Source organism: Amycolatopsis sp. cmx-11-12 (assembly GCF_046269425.1).
In the GTDB taxonomy this organism is placed as follows: Bacteria; Actinomycetota; Actinomycetes; order Mycobacteriales; family Pseudonocardiaceae; genus Amycolatopsis.
This window is the reverse complement of the sequence record NZ_JADNQM010000034.1, coordinates 55,128-72,651: the sequence shown is the minus strand read 5'-3', so window position 1 is coordinate 72,651 and position 17,524 is coordinate 55,128. Positions and strand designations below refer to the sequence as shown.

Genomic DNA, 17,524 nt, shown 5'->3' with positions numbered 1-17,524 from the left:
CCTACTTGCGGCCACCCAGCTGGTCGTGAGTGGCGTTTCGGGTTAGGGCGTGTCCTGCGGATCTTGTTCATGATCGTGTGCTGACAATTGGGTTGTGGTTGGTCGTGGTGAGTTGACGGATAAGGCGTGGGCGGTGATCGCGCCGTTGTTGCCTGCGGAGACGGGGCAGCGGGGTGGGCGGTGGCGTAGTCACCGGCAGGTGATCAACGCGATTCTGTGGCATGAGCGGACGGGTGCGCCGTGGCGTGATCTGCCTGAGCGGTATGGGCCGTGGAAGACCGCGCATGAGCGGTTGCGGAAGTGGACCGCGGACGGGACGTGGGATCGGGTCCTGGAGCAGGTGATCGTCAAGGACGACTCGCTGGGAACACTGGAGGACAACGTCGAGTTCGTGATCAGTGTGAATTCCACGAGTGTCCGGGCGCATCAGCACGCGGCCGGTGCCCGGAAAAAGGGGGCTGCGCGGACTGGATCGAAGACCTCGCGATCGACGGGGAATGCCTCGGACGCTCCCGGGGAGGGCTGACCACCAAGATCCACCTGGCCGTCAACGCGGCCGGTCTGCCGTTGGCGGTGATCCTCACGCCCGGTCAGGCCGGGGACAACCCGCAACTGCTGCCGCTGCTGGACGAGATCCGGGACATCGAGGTGGACGGGCAGAAAGTGCGGGTCGGGAGGGTGCTGGCCGACAAGGCCTACACCCACCCCAGCACCCGGAAGGCGCTGCGGGAGCGCAGGATCAAGGCCACCATTCCTGAACGTGCCGACCAGATCGCCCGCCGCAAAGCGAAGGGCAAGGCCGGTGGCAGGCCACCGGCCTTCGACCCCAACCTCTACAAGCTGCGTAACGTGGTCGAGCGATGCTTCAACCGGCTCAAACAATTCCGCGGCCTAGCGACCCGATACGCCAAACGAGCTGCCTACCACCGCGCCGAGATCATCCTCGCCTGCATCATCCTGCACCTCCGATGAAGATCCGCAGGACACGCCCTAGAGCCAACCGTGTCTTAGGTGCCTACTGGATTCGGGCTTCGGCTGGTCGCAAGGCCGGTCCGTGAAGGCCTCCTTCCCTACTCTGAAGGTAGGGAAGGAGGCCTTCACGGATTCCGCCAGAATCCCTTGCGCCCCAGCAGCATCACCAGCCACAACGACAGCGCGTGAAGGCCCCCTTCCCTCGGCTCAGCCGAAGAAACGCGACCTTCACACCTTCCCCCAGTACATGAAGGCGACCAAGGCGCCGGTACCGAGTAGGTCGGCCTGGTCCAGCCGGACAACTCACGTGACCAGGCGGGCGTCTCCCTCAATCACGCATGATCGCCCCCCAATCACGTGTGATCGCCTCCCAATCACGCATGATCGCCCTCTAGTCACACGTGATCGCCATTTGCCAGCGAAACCACGAACGTCAACGCGGGAGACACCGATCCCGAGTTGCGAGACACGCCCTGATTGCGGGTCTCGGACGCGAGCCGCCCACCCCGCGTTGACCCCCGGCCAATGAGATGAACGGGACTTTCATGGCAAATTTCGCCATGAAAGTCCCGTTCATCTCATACCGGACCACCGCGATCAGCGGCCCAACAGCCCCTTCGCGATGTGCGTCACCTGGATCTCGTTGCTCCCCGCGTAGATCATCAGCGACTTCGCGTCCCGCGCCAGCTGCTCCACCCGGTACTCCGCCATGTACCCGTTGCCGCCGAACAGCTGCACGGCCTCCATCGCGACCTCGGTGGCCGCTTCCGACGAGTACAGCTTCATCGCCGAAGCCTCGGCCAGCGTCGGCATCTTGCCCGCGCGCAGGGTCTCGATCAGCTGGAACACCATGTTCTGCACGTTGATCCGCGCGACCTCCATCTTCGCCAGCTTCAGCTGGATCAGCTGGAACCGCCCGATCTCCTGGCCCCACAGCTTCCGGTTCTTCGCGTAGTCCACGCAGAGCCGGTGGCATTCGTTGATGATCCCGAGCGCCAGCGCCGCGACACCGACCCGCTCGACGGCGAACCCGGACTTCACCTCGGCCTTGCTGTCGCCGTCGCGGCCGGTCTCCGACTCGCCGAGCAGCCTGTCGCGCCCGAGCCGGACGTCGCTGAAGAACAGCTCGCCGGTCGGCGACGACATCATGCCCATCTTCTTGAACGGCTTGCCCTGCGTGAGCCCGGGCATCCCCTTGTCCAGTACGAATGTCAGCACCTTGCGATCGCGGACGTCCGCGCCGTCGTCGAGCTTCGCGTAGACGATGATCGTGTCGGCGTAGGGCCCGTTCGTGATGAACGTCTTCTGTCCATTGAGGACATACTCGTCGCCGTCACGCCGCACCGACGTCTTCATGCCGCCGAAGGCGTCCGAGCCGGAGTCGGGTTCGGTGATCGCCCACGCGCCGATCTTCTCGAACGTCGCCAGCTCGGGCAGCCAGCGTTCCTTCTGCGCCTGCGTGCCCTTGGTCAGGATCGTCTGCGCGGTCAGCCCGAGGCTCACCCCGAGCGAGGCGACGATGCCGAGGCTGACCCCGGCCAGTTCGCTCACCGCGATGAGCGCCATCGCCTCCTGCCCACCGAACGCCAGGCCACCGCCACCCGACCCGGACTCAGGCGACTTCGCCAGCAGTTTCGTCACCGATTCCCGCGCGAGCGCGTCGATCCCGAAGGACGCGAACATCTTGCGGATGATGTCGTACGGCGGCAGTGTCCCGCTTTCCAGCGCGTCGAGCTGCGGCCGGATCTCCTTGTCGACGAACTCGCGGATCGCGTCCCGGATCAGCAGTTCGGTCTCGGACCACTCGATCACGGCAGCCTGGCCGCGATGTCGTCGATCTCCCACGCTGCCTCGGTTTCGATCACCTTGACGTCGTGCCAGCCCGCGAGTTCGGAGATCGCGCCGCCCTGCACCGCGAACACCTTGCCGGTGAGCGGGCACTTCTCGGTCGCGAGATAGGCCACCAGCGGGGAGATGTTGGCGGGCGAGAACGCGTCGAACTCCCCTTCTTCGACCTCCTGCGCGAAGATCACGCCCATGCCCGGCGTCGCCAGCGTGAGCCGCGTGCGCGCGATCGGCGCGATCGCGTTGACCCGTACGCCGTACCGTTCCAGTTCCTCGGCGGCGACCAGGGTCAGCGCGGCGATCCCCGCTTTCGCCGCGCCGTAGTTCGCCTGCCCCGCGTTCGGCAGTGTGACTCCGGACGCCGAGGCGGTGTTGATCACCGAACCGGCGACCCGGTCACCGGCCTTGCTCGCCGTCTTCCAGTACGCGGCCGCGTGCCGCAGCACCGCCGCGTGCCCCTTGAGGTGCACCGCGATCACGGAATCCCACTGGGACTCCTCGAGTCCGGCGATGAACGCGTCGCGCAGGATGCCCGCGTTGTTCACGACGACGTCGAGCCTGCCGAACTCGTCCACCGCCTGCGCGACCAGTTCGGCGGCGCCCGCCCAGTCGGCGACGTTGGCCGTGTTCGCCACGGCTTTCCCGCCCGCCGCCCGGATCTCGTCGGCGACCTCCTGTGCCGGGCCGACGTCGGCACCGCTGCCGTCGTTCGCCCCGCCGAGGTCGTTGACCACGACGCTCGCGCCTTCCCGCGCGAACAGCAGCGCGTGCTCGCGGCCGATCCCGCGGCCGGCGCCGGTGATGACGGCGACCCGCCCGTCGAGTGCTCCCATGGCTTTTGCTCCTACTCCGCGAATTCCGCGAGACCGTCTTTGATCACGACGGTCTCGCCGACGGTGGTTTCGAACGCGTAGCTCCCTGCGCCCGCGTGCCAGACACGTGTCGTCAGGTCCTGGCCGGGCAATACCGGTTTGGCGAACCGGACGGCGAGCCGCTTCAGTCTGTCCACATCGGACCCGGCGACCTCGGTCAGCAGCGCCCACGACGTGAACGCCATGGTGCACAGACCGTGCGCGATGATGCCCGGCAATCCCGAATCCTTGGCGACCTCTTCGTCGAGGTGGATCGGCATCGGGTCACCCGCCGCGGGCGCATATCGGTACGTCTGGTCGTTGTCGACGTGCTGACGCACCTCCGCCACCGGCGCCTGCGAGCGCAGCGAGTCTTCGAACTTGTGCTCCGGCCCGAGTTCGCCCCGCGTCTCACCGGTGTCGAATCCGCGCACGAACAACGTCACGTATTGCTCGTTGACGAGTTCGCCGTCTTCGGTGCGGCATTCGAGGTGGATGGTGCCGCGGGTGCCGTTCGGCAGGCCTTCGTAGCCGGTCATCCGCGCCCGCGAAACGAGCTTGTCGCCGGGGCGGATCGGCCGGTGGAACCGGAATTCCTGTTCCCCGTGCACGATCCGGCCGAACAACCCGACCGGCACGACCTCCAGCGCGGGTTCCATCAGCGACTCGAACACCGGCACGATCGCGAACACCGGGCCCGCGACGTCTCCGGCGAGATGCGCCGGGATCGGGTCGTTGGTGGCCTTGGCGTACTCGATCAGCCGCTCGCGGGTCACCTCGAACCGGGACTCGTCGGTCCACTTGCCGAGTCCGCCGGGATCGAACCGCTCGTCCGTCACGCGACCAGCGCCTTGAAGTTCTCCAGCGACGCGTCCAGGTTCTTCTTGCCGTCCTTCTCGACGGCCTTGCCGAGCGCGCCGACGATCATCTGACCCGCGAACTCCGCGTCGATGCTGGCGAGCGAGCCCGTTCCGGACGCCTCGACGGACAGCTCGAACTTGACCTTTACCCCGGCCATCCCGGTCCCGGAGATCGCCAGCTTCGACGGTGCCTCGAACTCGTCGACGGTCCAGGTGATCGTGTTCGGCATCCCGAGCATCGTGACAATCTCGGAAGCCTGCGCCCCCTTGGAGAACTCGGCCGGGACCTCGCCCTTCCACTTGGTGTGGATGGTCAGCCACTTCTCGAAGTTGTTGGGGTTGGAGAACTCCGCCCAGACCTTGCCGGGAGCGGCGGGGAGTTCGACGGAGGCACTGATCTTGCCCATGGTTCGTCCTTTCGGTGAGATCAGCGCTCGGCGCGCTGGTATGCGGTGACGACGGCGGCGCCGCCGAGTCCGATGTTGTGCTGTAGCGCGGCTTCGACGCCGTCGACCTGGCGTTTGTCCGCGGTCCCGCGCAGTTGCCAGGTCAGTTCGGCGCATTGCGCGAGACCGGTGGCGCCGAGCGGATGCCCCTTGGAGATCAGCCCACCGGACGGATTGACGACCCATTTGCCGCCGTAGGTGGTGTCGCCGGAGTCGACGAGCTTCCCGGCGTCCCCTTCGGCGCAAAGGCCGAGTGCTTCGTAGAGCAGAAGTTCGTTGGCGGAGAAGCAATCGTGCAGCTCGATGACCTGGAAGTCCTCCGCGCCGAGCCCGGCCTGGTCGTACACCTGGCGCGCGGCCTGGACGTTCATGTCGTAGCCGATGATGTTCTTCGCGGTACCGTCGAAGGTGCTGGCGAAGTCGGTGGTCATCGCCTGCCCGACGATCTCGACGGCCTGTCCCGCCAGCCCATGAGAGTCCACAAAGGACTCGCTGACCAGGATCGCCGCACCCGAACCGTCCGAGGTCGGCGAGCACTGGAGCTTCGTGAGCGGGTCGTAGATCATCCGCGAGTCCAGGATGTCTTGCAGCGAATAGCTTTCCTGGAACTGCGCGTACGGGTTGTTCACCGAGTGCCGGTGGTTCTTCTCGCCGATCTTGGCGAAGTGCTCGGCTGTCGTGCCATAGGTCTTCATGTGCTCGCGGCCCGCCGCGCCGAACATCCACGGCGCGGGCGGGAAGAGCACCTCGGAGATCTCCGCGAGCGCCTGGAGGTGTTTGCCCATCGGCTGCTCGCGGTCATCGTAGGTCGAGCCGAGTGAGCCGGGCTGCATCTTCTCGAACCCGAGCGCGAGCACGCAGTCTGCACGCCCGCCCCGGATCGCCTCCGCGGCCAGGTACAACGCGGTCGAGCCGGTCGAGCAGTTGTTGTTGACGTTGACCACCGGAATGCCGGTCATGCCCAGTTCGTAGACCGCGCGCTGCCCCGAGGTCGACTCGCCGTAGACGTAGCCGACGTAGGCCTGCCGCACCTCGTCGAACGAGATCCCGGCATCGGAGAGCGCCTTCGTCCCGGACTCCTTGGCCATCTGAGGGTAGTCCCAGTCCTCGCGGCGTCCGGGCTTCTCGAACTTCGTCATGCCCACGCCGACGACGTACACCTTGTTCGCCACCACGACGCTCCTTGTCGTTGCCGGGTCGCTGTTGATCCTGAAGATACAGACAGGTCTGTATTTATCAACCCCTTACATACAGGTCTGCACGGATGTTACTTCCGGCGCGGTGAGTGTCAGGTGACGCAGACAGACGGCTCGCACCCCCGTTAAACAGGGAGAACACGACTCACAGGGGGTTTCGATGAAACGTACGAGCCTGGTCCTGGTGGCCACCGTCGCCGCGGGATTGCTGTCGGCGGGCACCGCGTCGGCGACCGGATGGACGATGAGCTACCTACGGCCGCCGGGTGGCGACGCCATCCGGGTGGTGGCCACCGACGGGGCCGGAAACTACGCGGGACACTTCGACGGGGGCCTGCTCACCTGGTCGGGCTGGCGGGTGTGGAACCACGGCATCCCGGCGGGCTACAACACGGTCGAAGCCGTGGACCAGAACGCGTCGAAGGCGGTTCTCGCGAACGGCCACGCGATCTCGACGAACACCCGCCGTTCGTTCGTCTTCGAGAACGGCGGATTCCAGCTACTGGAGAAGGCGCCGGGGTACTCCCAAACGGTCGTCACCGGCATAAACGATCGGGGCGACATCGTCGGCCACGTGTACAACGATCCGCGGTTCGGCTCTTGGGCGGCGTTCTGGCCGGGCGGCGACCGTGCGCACCCGGTGGTCTTGGACTCCCCGCCGCTGCTCAAGCCGGTGGACATCGACCACGACGGCACGATCCTGATGCAGGAACAGTTCGGCGGCACCTGGCTGTGGAAGGACGGCGTGGCGCAGGAGCTCGTCCTCCCCGAGGGCATCCGCGAATCCCGCGCCCTCGCGATCCGGGACGGCAAGGTGCTGGCCGACGTCGAAGGCGGCGCCCGGGTGTGGACGGCCTACGACACCTCGGTTCCGGTGCCGGATGGCATGACGGCGACCGCGCTCAACGGGTCGGGACTCGTCACGGGCTGCCTGCGGACCATGGGGACCGAAACGATTCCCGCGGTGTGGTCGCTGGGCGGCCCGGTCGAGACGCTTCCCGCGCCGTCCAGCGGTTGCGGCGCCATCGCGGGCGCGAACGGTGAAATCATGGGCACTCTCCAGGACGACGAGTACTACGACAAGCTCGTCGTATGGCGCCGTGGCTAAAGTCGGGGCATGGATCTCGAGGAGCTTCGGCAGCGGTTCGAACTGCTGACCACCGCGCATCTGACCGACGGCTGCGTCCGCGCCGGCGTCCCGGTCCGGTGCGCGCCCGCCGGGACGCGCGCGGTCGTTCCCGGTAGCAGGCTGGCCGGGCGGGTCTCCCCCGCCCGGCACGTCGGCAGTGTCGACGTCTTCCTGGAGGCGTACGAAGCCGCGAACCCCGGTGACATCCTCGTCGTCGACAACGGCGGCAGGCTCGACGAAAGCTGCGTCGGAGACCTCGCGGTCCTCGAAGCGCAGTCGGCCGGGCTGGGGGGCGTCGTCATCTGGGGTCTGCACCGCGACACCGCCGACATCGTGAAGATCGGCCTGCCGGTGTTCAGCCTCGGCTCGATCCCGACCGGTCCGCTCTCGGTCGCCGCCCGCCCCGACGGCGCGCTGGAATCGGCCGTCGTCGGCGAGTGGACCGTGAGCCGCGCGGACCTCGTGTTCGGCGACGAGGACGGCGTCCTGTTCGTCGCGGTCGACCGCGCCGACGAGGTCCTGGACCGCGCGGAGGCCATCCGCGACACCGAACGATTGCAAGCAGACCGGATCCGCGCCGGAGAGTCCCTTCGCGAGCAGGTGCGCTTCGCCGACTTCCTCGCGGAGCGCGCGAAGACGCCTTCGCTGACGTTCCGCGAGCACCTGCGGGCGGTGGGCGGCGCCATCGAGGAGTAGCAAGGGACCTTTGCTATCACCCGACGGCCTGACCAGGGGAATGCGGTTCCCGACAACCGGCACCGCCGTAAATCGATAACCTGGGGATTATGGAACTGCGGGACATCGAGATCTTCCTGGCGCTGGCCGACGAACTGCATTTCGGCCGCACCGCGGAACGGCTGCACGTCTCGCAGGCACGGGTGAGCCAGACGATCAAACAAGTGGAGCGCCGGATCGGCGCTCCGCTGTTCGCCCGCACGAGCAGGCGGGTCCAGCTCACGGCGATCGGAGAGCGGCTGCGGGCCGACCTCGGCCCGGCCTACCGCGCGCTGCACGAAGGCGTCGAACGCGCGGTCGCGGCCGGACGCGGGATCGGCGGCGTACTGCGGCTGGGCTTCGAGGCACCTGGCGTCGCGGATCTGACCGAAGACCTGCTGGACCGCTTCCGGCAGCGATACCCGGAAACGGAACTGCTCATCCGGGAGGCCGAGTTCGCCGACCCGTTCGCGATGCTGCGATCGGGTGAGATCGACGTCCTGGTGACCCTGCTTCCGGCTGACGAAACCGATCTCACCACTGGACCGGCCGTGTACTCCGAACCGATGGTGCTCGCGGTGTCCTCGAAACACCCTTTCGCACGACGGAAGTCAGCCACCTTGGACGACCTCGCCCGCGACACCGTCCTGCGCGCGGCGCATCCGCCGGAGCCGTACTGGGTCGAGGAGCCGAAGCAATGGCTGACGCCCGCCGGGCACCCGGTGACCCGAGGGAAGCCCTTCGCGACGTTTCAGGAACTGCTCGCCGCGATCGCCACCGGTGCCGGGATCTGCCCGCTCGCCGCGCACGCGCAGGAGTACTTCTCGCATCCCCGGATCCGCTTCGTGCCCTTCGCGGGCTCCCCCGACGTCGAGTGGGGCCTCGTCTGGCCGCGCTCCGCCGAGACAGCCCGCGTACAGGCCTTCGCGGCCGTCGCCTCCCCTTCGCGCCCCTGACCACCCCGCATTTCGTCCTCTAAATGCGGTAGTCGCCGAGGAAGGGAGCAAGGGACCTTTGCTATCGCGGGCGGCAGGGGGTGTGTGGAAATAGGGACGTTGAGTGTCCCTATTTCCACACACCCCGCACTCGGCGTAGCGATGCTGACGTCAGATGTCCCGAAATCCACACGGTCACCGCTGAAGGGAGCAAGGGACCTTTGCTATCACCGCCCCCGAACAGCGTGAAGGCCCCCTTCCCTCGGCTCAGCCGAGGGAAGGGGGCCTTCACGGCACCATCCGAAAACTAGCCGATGACCTTCTGAAGCCAGCCTTCGTCGAGCTTCACGACCTGCCCGTTCGACGCCACCGTCGGCGTGCCGAAGCCCGGACCGTTGCCGAAGTCCTGCTGCAACGACGGATCCGTGGAGGTCTTCTTGTACTCGTCCTGGATCTGCTGCTCGTAGACGCCGGTGTTGATCGACGTGGCGAAGGCCGGGTCGGTGATGCCGACGTCCTGGCCGAGCTTGATCAGCTGCGCCTTGTCGAACCCGCGCGCGCCCTCCGCCGGCTGGTCCTTGAACAGCGCGTCGTGGAAGGCGAGGAACTTGCCCGCGTCGGCCGCGGCCAGTGCGGCGTTGGCCGAGTCCAGCGAGTAGCCCGGCGGGTCGGAGCGCTGGTTGAGCATCGGCAACATGTGGTAGCGGACTTGCAGGGTCCCGTTGTTGACCTGCTCGTGGATCTGCTCCTTGAACGTCTCCTCGAACTGCTTGCAGACCGGGCACAAGAAGTCGGCGTAGACGTCGATGGACTTCTTCGCCTCGGGCTTGCCGGCGCTCACCACAACGCCGTCGCGCTTCTCGACGACACCTGGCCCCCAGGTACCCGCCTGCGCCGCGATCACCTTGCCCTCAGTGCTGTCCTTGCTGGACGTCGACCAGACGACGCCCCCGATCACCAGCGCGGCGAGCACGATCACCGCGACGGTGATCACGACGACCTTCTTCTTGTCGCCGCCGGCGACGCCCCTGGCCTGTGCCACCGAACGCGCCGCCGTCTGCTGCTGCTTGCGTTTCCGAGCGTTGCGCTCAGCTCCACCCACGATTATTCGTTCCCTTCAGCGATACCCACATAGTCGTCGTCGGCGGGGGCCCCGGAGTTCCCGAGCCAGCCGTCCACCGCCAGCCAGGTCCGCGGCCGCACGATCAGCCAGACACCCAGCAGGGCGAACCCGAGGTCCCTGGCGATCTCCTGCGGATACTGCGTCTGATCCGCGGCGATCTGACCGCCACCGCCGAAGCAGCCGCAATCGATGCTCAGGCCACGCGCCCACGATTGGGCGATGGCGGCGATGAGCACCGCGAGCAGCAGCACCGACAGCACCGACACCCAGCGGGTCACGAACCCGGCGAGCAGGAGCAGGCCGAGCGCCAGTTCGACGATCGGCATCCCGATCGCCACCGGGCGGACGAGCCCGTCCGGCAGGACGTCGAACGCCTGCACGGCGATATAGGTCTGCCCCGGATCGCTGATCTTCAGCGCTCCGGAAATCAACCAGACTGCGGCCAGTCCGAGCCGGGCGAGGGTGCCCACGGCGTCGAGCACGACTTGGGGCGGTCTACGCACGGGCCTAGGCTAGCCGTCCACCCTGAGAACAATGTGAGGCGGCGGACGGAGGCACCCGATGAGGGGACGCACCCTGCTGACAGCCTGCTTGATGCTGGTCACAGCGACGGCTTGCAGCCAGGAGACCGGTCCGGCCGATTCCCTCGTCGCGCGGGCCGTCGGATCGAACAAGCTCACCATCGGCATCCGCTTCGACCAGCCGGGACTCTCCAAGCGGACGGTCGACGGCCGGTACGTCGGCTTCGACGTCGACGTGGCGAAGTACGTCGCGGCCGAATTGGGCGTCGACGAGGATCACATCACCTGGCACGACTCCAAACCGTCGTCCCGTGAGACCGACATAACATCGGGGACCGCGGATTTGATGGTGGCGAGCTATTCGATCACCGAGAAACGCAAACAAGTCGTCGCCTTCGCCGGACCCTATTTCAACACCGGCCAGGATCTGCTGGTCCGGCTCCGGTCGACCGACATCACCGGTCCCGAGAACCTCAACGGCCGCAAGCTGTGCGCGGTGGGCGGCACCACCTCGGCCGAGCAGGTGCGCGACAAGTTCGCTCAGGCCGTCCAGCTCGTCGAGTACCCGCGCTACCAGGACTGCGTCACGGCGTTGCTCGCGCAGCAGGTCGACGCGGTGACCACCGACGACGTCATCCTGGCCGGCTACGTGGCGCAGAACCCGGAGTTGCTGAGGGTCGTCGGCAAGCCGTTCTCCGCCGAGAAATACGGTGTAGGCCTGCGCAAGGGTGACGACGAGGGGCGGGCGGCGGTGGCCAGGGCCATCCAGAAGATGATCTCGTCGGGCGAATGGCTCGCATCGCTGAACCGCAACATCGGACCGTCCGGTTACCGGATCCCGCCTCCTCCGCAGGTCACCGAACAGTGATCCTTCCCGATCTGCCGGTCCGCGCCGTCCTACCCGAACTCCAAGCCGCTCTCGACGCCCATGGCACCGCCGTGCTCGTCGCGCCCCCGGGGACCGGCAAGACCACCCTGGTCCCGCTCGCGCTGGACAACGGTGAAGGCCGGGTGATCGTCGCCGAACCGAGGAGACTGGCCGCGCGGGCCGCGGCGGCGCGAATGGCATCCCTGCTGGGTGAACGGGTCGGTGAGACGGTCGGTTATTCGGTGCGCGGCGACCGGAAGGTGTCTTCTTCGACGCGAATCGAAGTGGTCACCTCCGGGTTGCTGGTCCGGCGGGTGCAAGGTGATCCTGAACTGACCGGGGTTTCGACCGTCCTGCTCGACGAATGCCACGAGCGCCACCTCGACGCAGACCTGTTGCTCGCGTTGCTGCTGGACGTGCGCGCCGGGCTGCGAGACGACCTGCGTCTACTCGCGACGTCCGCCACCGTGGCGGCCGGACGGCTGGCCGCGCTGCTCGGGGACGCGCCGGTGATCACCGCGCACGCGAGGACATATCCGGTCGACGTCTCGTATTCCCCGCCCGCGCGCGGCGAGCGGGTCGAGGCGACCGTGGTCCGCACGATCCACAAAGCACTGTCCGAAGGGGACGGAGACGTCCTCGCGTTCCTGCCCGGCGCGGGCGAGATCGCCAGAGTGAGCGGCATGCTCAACGGCCTGGACGCCGACGTGCTGCCGCTGCACGGGCGGCTCTCGGTGGCGAGCCAGGACGACGCGCTGCGCCCGCGCGCCCGCCGCCGGGTGGTGCTCTCGACGTCAGTCGCCGAGTCCAGCCTGACCGTGCCGGGCGTGCGCGCGGTGGTGGACTGCGGGCTGTCCCGGGTGCCCCGCGTCGATCACCGGCGTGGCCTGCCGGGGCTGGCGACGGTCCGGGTTTCGGCCGCGGTCGCGGAACAGCGCGCCGGCCGGGCCGGACGTGAGGCGCCGGGGCGCGCTTACCGGTGCTGGGCGGCGCACGAACAGGGTTCCCTGCCCGCCTATCCCGAGCCCGAGATCCGGACGGCGGAACTGGCGCGGTTCGCGCTCGAACTCGCGTGCTGGTCCACTCCGGACGGTTCCGGCCTCTCCTGGTGGGATCCGCCGGGTGAAGGCGCGCTGGCCGCCGGCCGCGCGTTGCTGACCACGCTCGGGGCGACCGCGGAGGACGGGACGGTGACCGAACGCGGCCGGAAGATGGCCGGGCTCGGCCTGCATCCGCGGTTGGCGCGGGCGTTGCTGGACGGCGCGGCGCGGACCAACGCGCGTTCGGCGGCCGAGGTCGTCGCACTGCTGGACAGCGGCGGCACGCTGACCGATCTCGAAGCCGAACTGCGGCGTGTGCGGGACGACGGACGCTGGAAGTCCGACGTGCGAAGGCTTTCCAAACTGGTGCCCGACGGCGGCAACGTGTCCGATCCGGCACTGGTCGTGGCGCTGGCGCATCCCGAACGGCTCGCGCGACGGCGTTCCACGGGTACGCCGGTCTATCTGATGGCCGGTGGCACGGCGGCGGAACTGCCGCGCGGCAGCGGGCTGGCGGACGTCGAATGGCTGGCGGTGGCCGAAGCGACCCGCGATCCCGGCCGCGCGCAGGGGATCATCCGGCTGGCCGCGCCCGCAGACGAGGCCCTCGCCGTGCGCGCGGCGCCGAATCTGGTGACGACGGTGGACGAAGTGCACTGGGCCGACGGGGACGTGGTGGCGCGTTCGATGCGGCGGCTCGGAGCGATCGTGCTGTCGGAGAAGCCGTTGCGCTCCCCCGCTCCAGACGCGATCCGCGCCGCGCTGCTGGACGGCCTACGCACCGAAGGACTCGGTCTGCTGAAGTGGTCGGAGGACGGTCGACGCCTGCGCGAACGGCTGTCCTTCCTGCATCGAGTGCTGGGCTCACCTTGGCCCGCGGTCGATGAAGCCGCCCTTTTGTCCACTTTGGACTCTTGGCTCGACCTCGGGTCGGCCCGCCGCCGGTCGGACTTGGCTTCCCTGGACGCGGGCGCGGCGCTGCGCGGGCTGATGCCCTGGCCCGAAGCGTCGCGTTTGGACGACCTGGCGCCGGATCGGCTGGAGGTGCCGTCGGGCTCGCGGATCCGGGTCGACTACTCGGGTGAGCAGCCGGTACTGGCCGTGAAGCTGCAGGAGACCTTCGGGTGGCTCGCGACGCCGGAACTGGCGGGCGTCCCCGTCGTCCTGCACCTGCTTTCGCCCACCGGACGGCCCGCGGCGGTCACCGCCGATCTGGAATCTTTCTGGCGCAACGGTTACGCGGCCGTGCGCGCCGATCTCCGTGGTCGCTACCCGAAGCATCCTTGGCCGGAAGACCCGCTGAGCGCCGCTCCGACCCGGCGGGTCGCGCGCCGCGGCGGCGGGTCGTCCTGAGCGGTCAGTCCATCATCTGGTGCTGCGGCCGGGTCGGCAGTTGCGCCGCCAGCTCCTCGTCGTCCTCTTTCTCGTTCAGCCCGAGTTGCACCGCGCTCCGGATCTGCTCCCGGTTCTCCCGCACGACATGCGCGAAGAATTCGTCGATCCGCGGATCCGTGAGCACTTCGAGGATCACTCGCATCGCGGTGTCGATCACCGAACGCACCACCTCGTCGTGGAACGGCAGCTTCGAAAGCCGTCCCGCCTGCGGGTCGTTCTTCAGCTTCTCGGCGATGATCCCCCGCAGCAGCGACTGGTTGTCACCCAGTGACCGCGCGAGGTTCTGCGGGTAGTTCCCGGTTTCCAGCACCTTGACGACCTCGTCGAGCACCGCGATCGTGATCGGCTTCTTGATCGCCAGCACGATCGGCCGCGAAAGCCGTTCGACCAGCCGCTGGGTGAACCGCTCCCCGAACGCGCGGTCGGCCGTGCGCGCGAGCCGGACGAGCACGACCAGGATCCGCAGCAGCCGGAACCCGCGCAGCGCCGGATGCGCGATCGGGATCATGCCGAGGATTTCGTACCAATTGCGGAGCGGGAACCACTTCTCCCAGCCGTTGCGCCGCCACCGCCACAGGAATTCCAGCGCGAAGATCCCGCACACCGTCGTGTCGATGATGAACACGGTGTGCGCCGTCTCGTCCGAATGCGGGAAGAACGTCACGTAGACGAGCAGCCCGACGGAGAACACGGCGAGGACGAGCATCACCAGGTCGAGCGGATTCACGCGCCGTTGTTCGCGGGTGGTCATGGCGCCGATTCTGCCTTTCCGCGGTGACTCGTGCCGAGCGGCACCTGTCGAAAGTAAGGGATGACCGATGACTTCGGAGCACTGTCCCGATGTATCCCCGCGTCGGAAACTAGCGGTACACGAAGGAGGGCGCGGATGATCACGCTTCGAGGACTCACGAAGCGCTACGGCGAGAAGACGGTGGTCGACGGACTGACCTTCGCCGTCGAGCCGGGCAAGGTGACCGGTTTCCTCGGTCCCAACGGCGCGGGCAAGTCGACGACCATGCGGATGACGCTCGGCCTCGACACGCCGAGCGGCGGCGAGGTCCACATCGGCGGCGAGAAGTACGCGGACCTGCGGTATCCGCTGCGTGAGGTCGGCGCGTTGCTGGAGGCCAAGGCACTGCACCCCGGGCGGAGCGCGGGCAAGCACCTCCTGGCGATGGCGCGCAGCAACGGGCTCCCGGCGAGCCGGGTGGACGAGGTACTCGCGACGGTCGGTCTCACCGACGTCGCGGGCAAACGAGCCGGGACTTTCTCGCTCGGCATGGGGCAACGGCTGGGCATCGCCGGCGCACTGCTGGGTGACCCGGGTGTGCTGATGTTCGACGAACCGGTCAACGGCCTCGACCCCGACGGCGTCCGCTGGGTGCGGCACCTGATGCGGTCGCTGGCGGCGGAGGGCCGCACGGTGTTCGTTTCGAGCCACCTGATGAGCGAGATGCAACTGACCGCGGACCGGCTGGTCGTCATCGGCAAGGGAAAGCTGCTCGCCGACGCCCCGGTCGACGAGTTCATCGCGGGCAATTCGCGGACGTCGGTCGCGGTGCGGGTGCCCGTTCCCGCCGAACTGCGCGCACTCGACCAGCGTCTGCGCACGCTGGGCGCGACCACGGAATCCGATCGGGACGAACTGATCGTGCACGACCTGTCCGTGCACCACGTCGGCGACGCGGTGCACGAACTCGGGATCCGCGTGCACGGGCTGACCGAACGGACAGCGTCGCTGGAACAGGCCTACATGGAACTGACCGCATCGTCGGTCGAATACGGAACGGGAGTCGCGGCATGAAGTCACTCATGGTCATGGTGGCGGTGATCGCCGGCCTGCTGGGGGTGCCGGCGGCCGCGTCGGCGGCACCGAATCTGTCGCTGCCCGCGCCGGGTGGCCCGCTCCCGATCGGGTTGCGCACGCTGCACCTCACCGACCAGCAGCGAGCCGATCCTTGGGTGCCCGAGAAGCGGCGCGAGCTGATGGTCAACGTCTGGTACCCGGCCGTCCCGGTCGGGCGGGCGCCGCTGTACATGACGCACGCGGAGTCGGCGGCGGCGGTCGCCGCGCGGAAGCTCGACCTGCCGCCGGACACGCTGAGCAAGGTCCGGGTTCACTCGAGGGAGAACGCGCCTTCGCTGCCCGGACGTCGCCCGCTGGTGCTGTTGTCGCCGGGTGCGGGCAACAACCGGATCACCCTCACCTCGGTGGCGGAACATCTTGCCGCGCAAGGTTTCGTGGTCGCCGGAATCGACCACGCCTACGAAGCCTGGGCGACGGAGTTCCCCGACGGGCTGCGCCAGTGCGTCGCTTGTACACGACCGAACGACCCTTGGCCCGCCGCGATCGCGAACCGCGCGATCGACACGTCGTTCGTCATCGACACCCTGCTGAAGGACCGGCGCTGGTCGATCGACGCCAGGAAGATCGGGATGGCCGGTCACTCCGCCGGGGGTTCGGCCACCGCCGCCACGATGGTCGCCGACCGGCGGATCAAAGCGGGCGTGAACGTCGACGGTCCCTTCTTCGGCGCCGTTTCTCTCGACCGGCCGTTCCTGCTGCTGACCAGCCCGACCGGCGAGAAGTACTACCGCGAGAGCTGGAACGAGACCTGGCCGCGGCTCACCGGGCCCAAGGAGCAGTTCCTGGTCAAGGACAGCGGCCATTCGTCGGTGACGGACGCGGCGATCCTGGTCGACCAGTTGGGGCTGCGACCGCACGTTCCGCCTGCCGAGGTCGAGAACCAGTACGGCTCGATCGACTCGCGGAAGGCGCTGGACTTCTTCCGTGACCGGCTGACCGGTTTCTTCAAGCAGTGGAGCGCACGATGAACGCGATCTCTTCGGAATGGACCAAGTTCTGGTCGGTCCGCTCGACCTGGTGGTGCCTGAGCATCGGGGTCGTCCTGATGCTCGCCTACTCCGGCGCGCTGGGCCTGGCCGCGAACGCGGGCGTCGAACGCTCGATGGCTCCGCACGCCGTGGTGATCGGGGCGGCGTTCTACCTCACGCAGTTCGCCGTGGTCGCGCTGGCGGCGCTGTTCATCACGAGCGAATACGCCAGCGGCAGCATCCGCTCGACCTTGCAGTGGATCCCGGTGCGGAACCGGCTCCTCGCGGCGAAATCGGCGGTCCTGCTGCCGGTGCTGTTCGGCTACGGCGTCCTGAACACGCTCCTCGGCGTGGCGATCTCGGCACCGCTGATCCCCGCGCGGGATTCCTCGGTGGGCGACGTCCTCGCGACCGCCGCGGGCATGGGTGGCTACTTCGGTCTGCTGGGCCTGCTCTGCCTGGGCCTGGGGACGGCGCTGCGGAGCACGGCGGGGACGATCGTGACGGTGTTCGTGCTGCTGGTGATGATCCCGATGTTCGCCGGTTCACTGGGCGGGGAGGACGTCGTGAACTACTTCCCCGGTTTCGCGGGTGTCAACGCGATGCTCTCTCCAGGGGAGCCGAACCCTATCTTCGGCGGCATCGCGCCCTACGCGCCCTGGGTCGGCATCGCGCTCTGTACGGCGTGGGCGGCGGCCGGACTCGCCGCCGGTTCCACCGTGCTCCGGCGCCGCGACGCCTGAGGGAGAGCAAGGGACCTTTGCTCCCACTTGCCCGGCCGACATGTCGCGAAA

16 protein-coding genes and 1 pseudogene are annotated in these 17,524 nt (G+C 68.0%); 9 read left to right on the top strand and 8 right to left on the bottom strand.

Annotation, left to right across the window (positions count from 1 at the left end):
- Nucleotides 1–94 precede the first annotated feature (94 nt).
- A pseudogene (locus tag ACLARN_RS34390) lies at nt 95–972 on the top strand (IS5 family transposase).
- Between the two features lie 597 nt (nt 973–1,569).
- On the opposite strand, the gene ACLARN_RS34385 reads toward ACLARN_RS34390, so the two are convergent.
- The 5 genes from ACLARN_RS34385 to ACLARN_RS34365 are packed head-to-tail and all read right to left on the bottom strand — an operon-like array spanning nt 1,570 to nt 6,149.
- Nucleotides 1,570–2,784, bottom strand: a complete 1,215-nt coding sequence (locus ACLARN_RS34385; protein ID WP_409495636.1) for an acyl-CoA dehydrogenase family protein — start codon at nt 2,782–2,784, stop codon at nt 1,570–1,572.
- On the bottom strand, nt 2,781–3,650 hold the full coding sequence (locus ACLARN_RS34380; RefSeq protein ID WP_409495635.1) for an SDR family oxidoreductase: 870 nt from the start codon (nt 3,648–3,650) through the stop codon (nt 2,781–2,783). The genes ACLARN_RS34385 and ACLARN_RS34380 overlap by 4 nt, the downstream gene beginning before the upstream one ends.
- An 11-nt stretch (nt 3,651–3,661) precedes the next feature.
- The gene (locus ACLARN_RS34375) at nt 3,662–4,507 is read right to left on the bottom strand and encodes a MaoC/PaaZ C-terminal domain-containing protein (RefSeq protein WP_409495634.1); all 846 of its coding nucleotides are present in this window, start codon (nt 4,505–4,507) and stop codon (nt 3,662–3,664) included.
- Nucleotides 4,504–4,935: an SRPBCC family protein gene (locus ACLARN_RS34370; protein ID WP_409495633.1), complete on the bottom strand. Its 432-nt coding sequence runs from the start codon at nt 4,933–4,935 to the stop codon at nt 4,504–4,506. The genes ACLARN_RS34375 and ACLARN_RS34370 overlap by 4 nt, the downstream gene beginning before the upstream one ends.
- Before the next feature lie 20 nt (nt 4,936–4,955).
- Nucleotides 4,956–6,149, bottom strand: a complete 1,194-nt coding sequence (locus tag ACLARN_RS34365) for a lipid-transfer protein (protein WP_409495632.1) — start codon at nt 6,147–6,149, stop codon at nt 4,956–4,958.
- Nucleotides 6,150–6,330: 181 nt separating this feature from the next.
- Between ACLARN_RS34365 and ACLARN_RS34360 the strand changes: the two genes are divergently transcribed.
- From ACLARN_RS34360 to ACLARN_RS34350, 3 genes are all read left to right on the top strand, one after another.
- The gene (locus ACLARN_RS34360; protein WP_409495631.1) at nt 6,331–7,278 is read left to right on the top strand and encodes a hypothetical protein; all 948 of its coding nucleotides are present in this window, start codon (nt 6,331–6,333) and stop codon (nt 7,276–7,278) included.
- Nucleotides 7,279–7,287: 9 nt separating this feature from the next.
- Nucleotides 7,288–7,995, top strand: coding sequence for an RraA family protein (locus ACLARN_RS34355; protein WP_409495630.1), 708 nt, complete (start codon nt 7,288–7,290; stop codon nt 7,993–7,995).
- A gap of 89 nt (nt 7,996–8,084) precedes the next feature.
- A complete protein-coding gene (locus ACLARN_RS34350; RefSeq protein WP_409495629.1) occupies nt 8,085–8,969 on the top strand; it encodes a LysR family transcriptional regulator in 885 nt (294 codons plus the stop codon).
- Between the two features lie 286 nt (nt 8,970–9,255).
- On the opposite strand, the gene ACLARN_RS34345 is transcribed toward ACLARN_RS34350, so the two are convergent.
- Together ACLARN_RS34345 and ACLARN_RS34340 are read right to left on the bottom strand one after the other, a co-directional pair.
- Entirely contained in the window at nt 9,256–10,050 is a 795-nt protein-coding gene (locus ACLARN_RS34345) for a thioredoxin domain-containing protein (RefSeq protein WP_409495628.1), read from the bottom strand.
- Between the two features lie 2 nt (nt 10,051–10,052).
- On the bottom strand, nt 10,053–10,541 hold the full coding sequence (locus ACLARN_RS34340; RefSeq protein WP_409495669.1) for a MauE/DoxX family redox-associated membrane protein: 489 nt from the start codon (nt 10,539–10,541) through the stop codon (nt 10,053–10,055).
- 91 nt (nt 10,542–10,632) lie between these two features.
- Between ACLARN_RS34340 and ACLARN_RS34335 the strand changes: the two genes are divergently transcribed.
- Together ACLARN_RS34335 and hrpB are read left to right on the top strand one after the other, a co-directional pair.
- Nucleotides 10,633–11,460: a glutamate ABC transporter substrate-binding protein gene (locus ACLARN_RS34335; RefSeq protein WP_409495627.1), complete on the top strand. Its 828-nt coding sequence runs from the start codon at nt 10,633–10,635 to the stop codon at nt 11,458–11,460.
- Nucleotides 11,457–13,853: an ATP-dependent helicase HrpB gene (hrpB, locus tag ACLARN_RS34330; protein ID WP_409495626.1), complete on the top strand. Its 2,397-nt coding sequence runs from the start codon at nt 11,457–11,459 to the stop codon at nt 13,851–13,853. The genes ACLARN_RS34335 and hrpB overlap by 4 nt, the downstream gene beginning before the upstream one ends.
- Before the next feature lie 4 nt (nt 13,854–13,857).
- Here hrpB and ACLARN_RS34325 read toward each other — a convergent pair whose 3' ends face one another.
- Nucleotides 13,858–14,646 (bottom strand): ion transporter, encoded by a 789-nt coding sequence (locus ACLARN_RS34325; protein ID WP_409495625.1) that lies wholly within the window; start codon nt 14,644–14,646, stop codon nt 13,858–13,860.
- A 135-nt stretch (nt 14,647–14,781) separates the two neighbouring features.
- On the opposite strand from ACLARN_RS34325, the gene ACLARN_RS34320 reads away from it, so the two are divergent.
- The 3 genes from ACLARN_RS34320 to ACLARN_RS34310 are packed head-to-tail and all read left to right on the top strand — an operon-like array spanning nt 14,782 to nt 17,473.
- Entirely contained in the window at nt 14,782–15,699 is a 918-nt protein-coding gene (locus ACLARN_RS34320; RefSeq protein ID WP_409495624.1) for an ATP-binding cassette domain-containing protein, read from the top strand.
- Nucleotides 15,696–16,730, top strand: coding sequence for an alpha/beta hydrolase family protein (locus tag ACLARN_RS34315; RefSeq protein WP_409495623.1), 1,035 nt, complete (start codon nt 15,696–15,698; stop codon nt 16,728–16,730). The genes ACLARN_RS34320 and ACLARN_RS34315 overlap by 4 nt, the downstream gene beginning before the upstream one ends.
- Nucleotides 16,727–17,473 carry an ABC transporter permease gene (locus tag ACLARN_RS34310; RefSeq protein ID WP_409495622.1) on the top strand — a complete coding sequence of 249 codons (747 nt, stop codon included), beginning with the start codon at nt 16,727–16,729 and terminating at the stop codon, nt 17,471–17,473. Before ACLARN_RS34315 ends, ACLARN_RS34310 begins: the two co-directional genes overlap by 4 nt.
- Nucleotides 17,474–17,524: the final 51 nt, after the last annotated feature.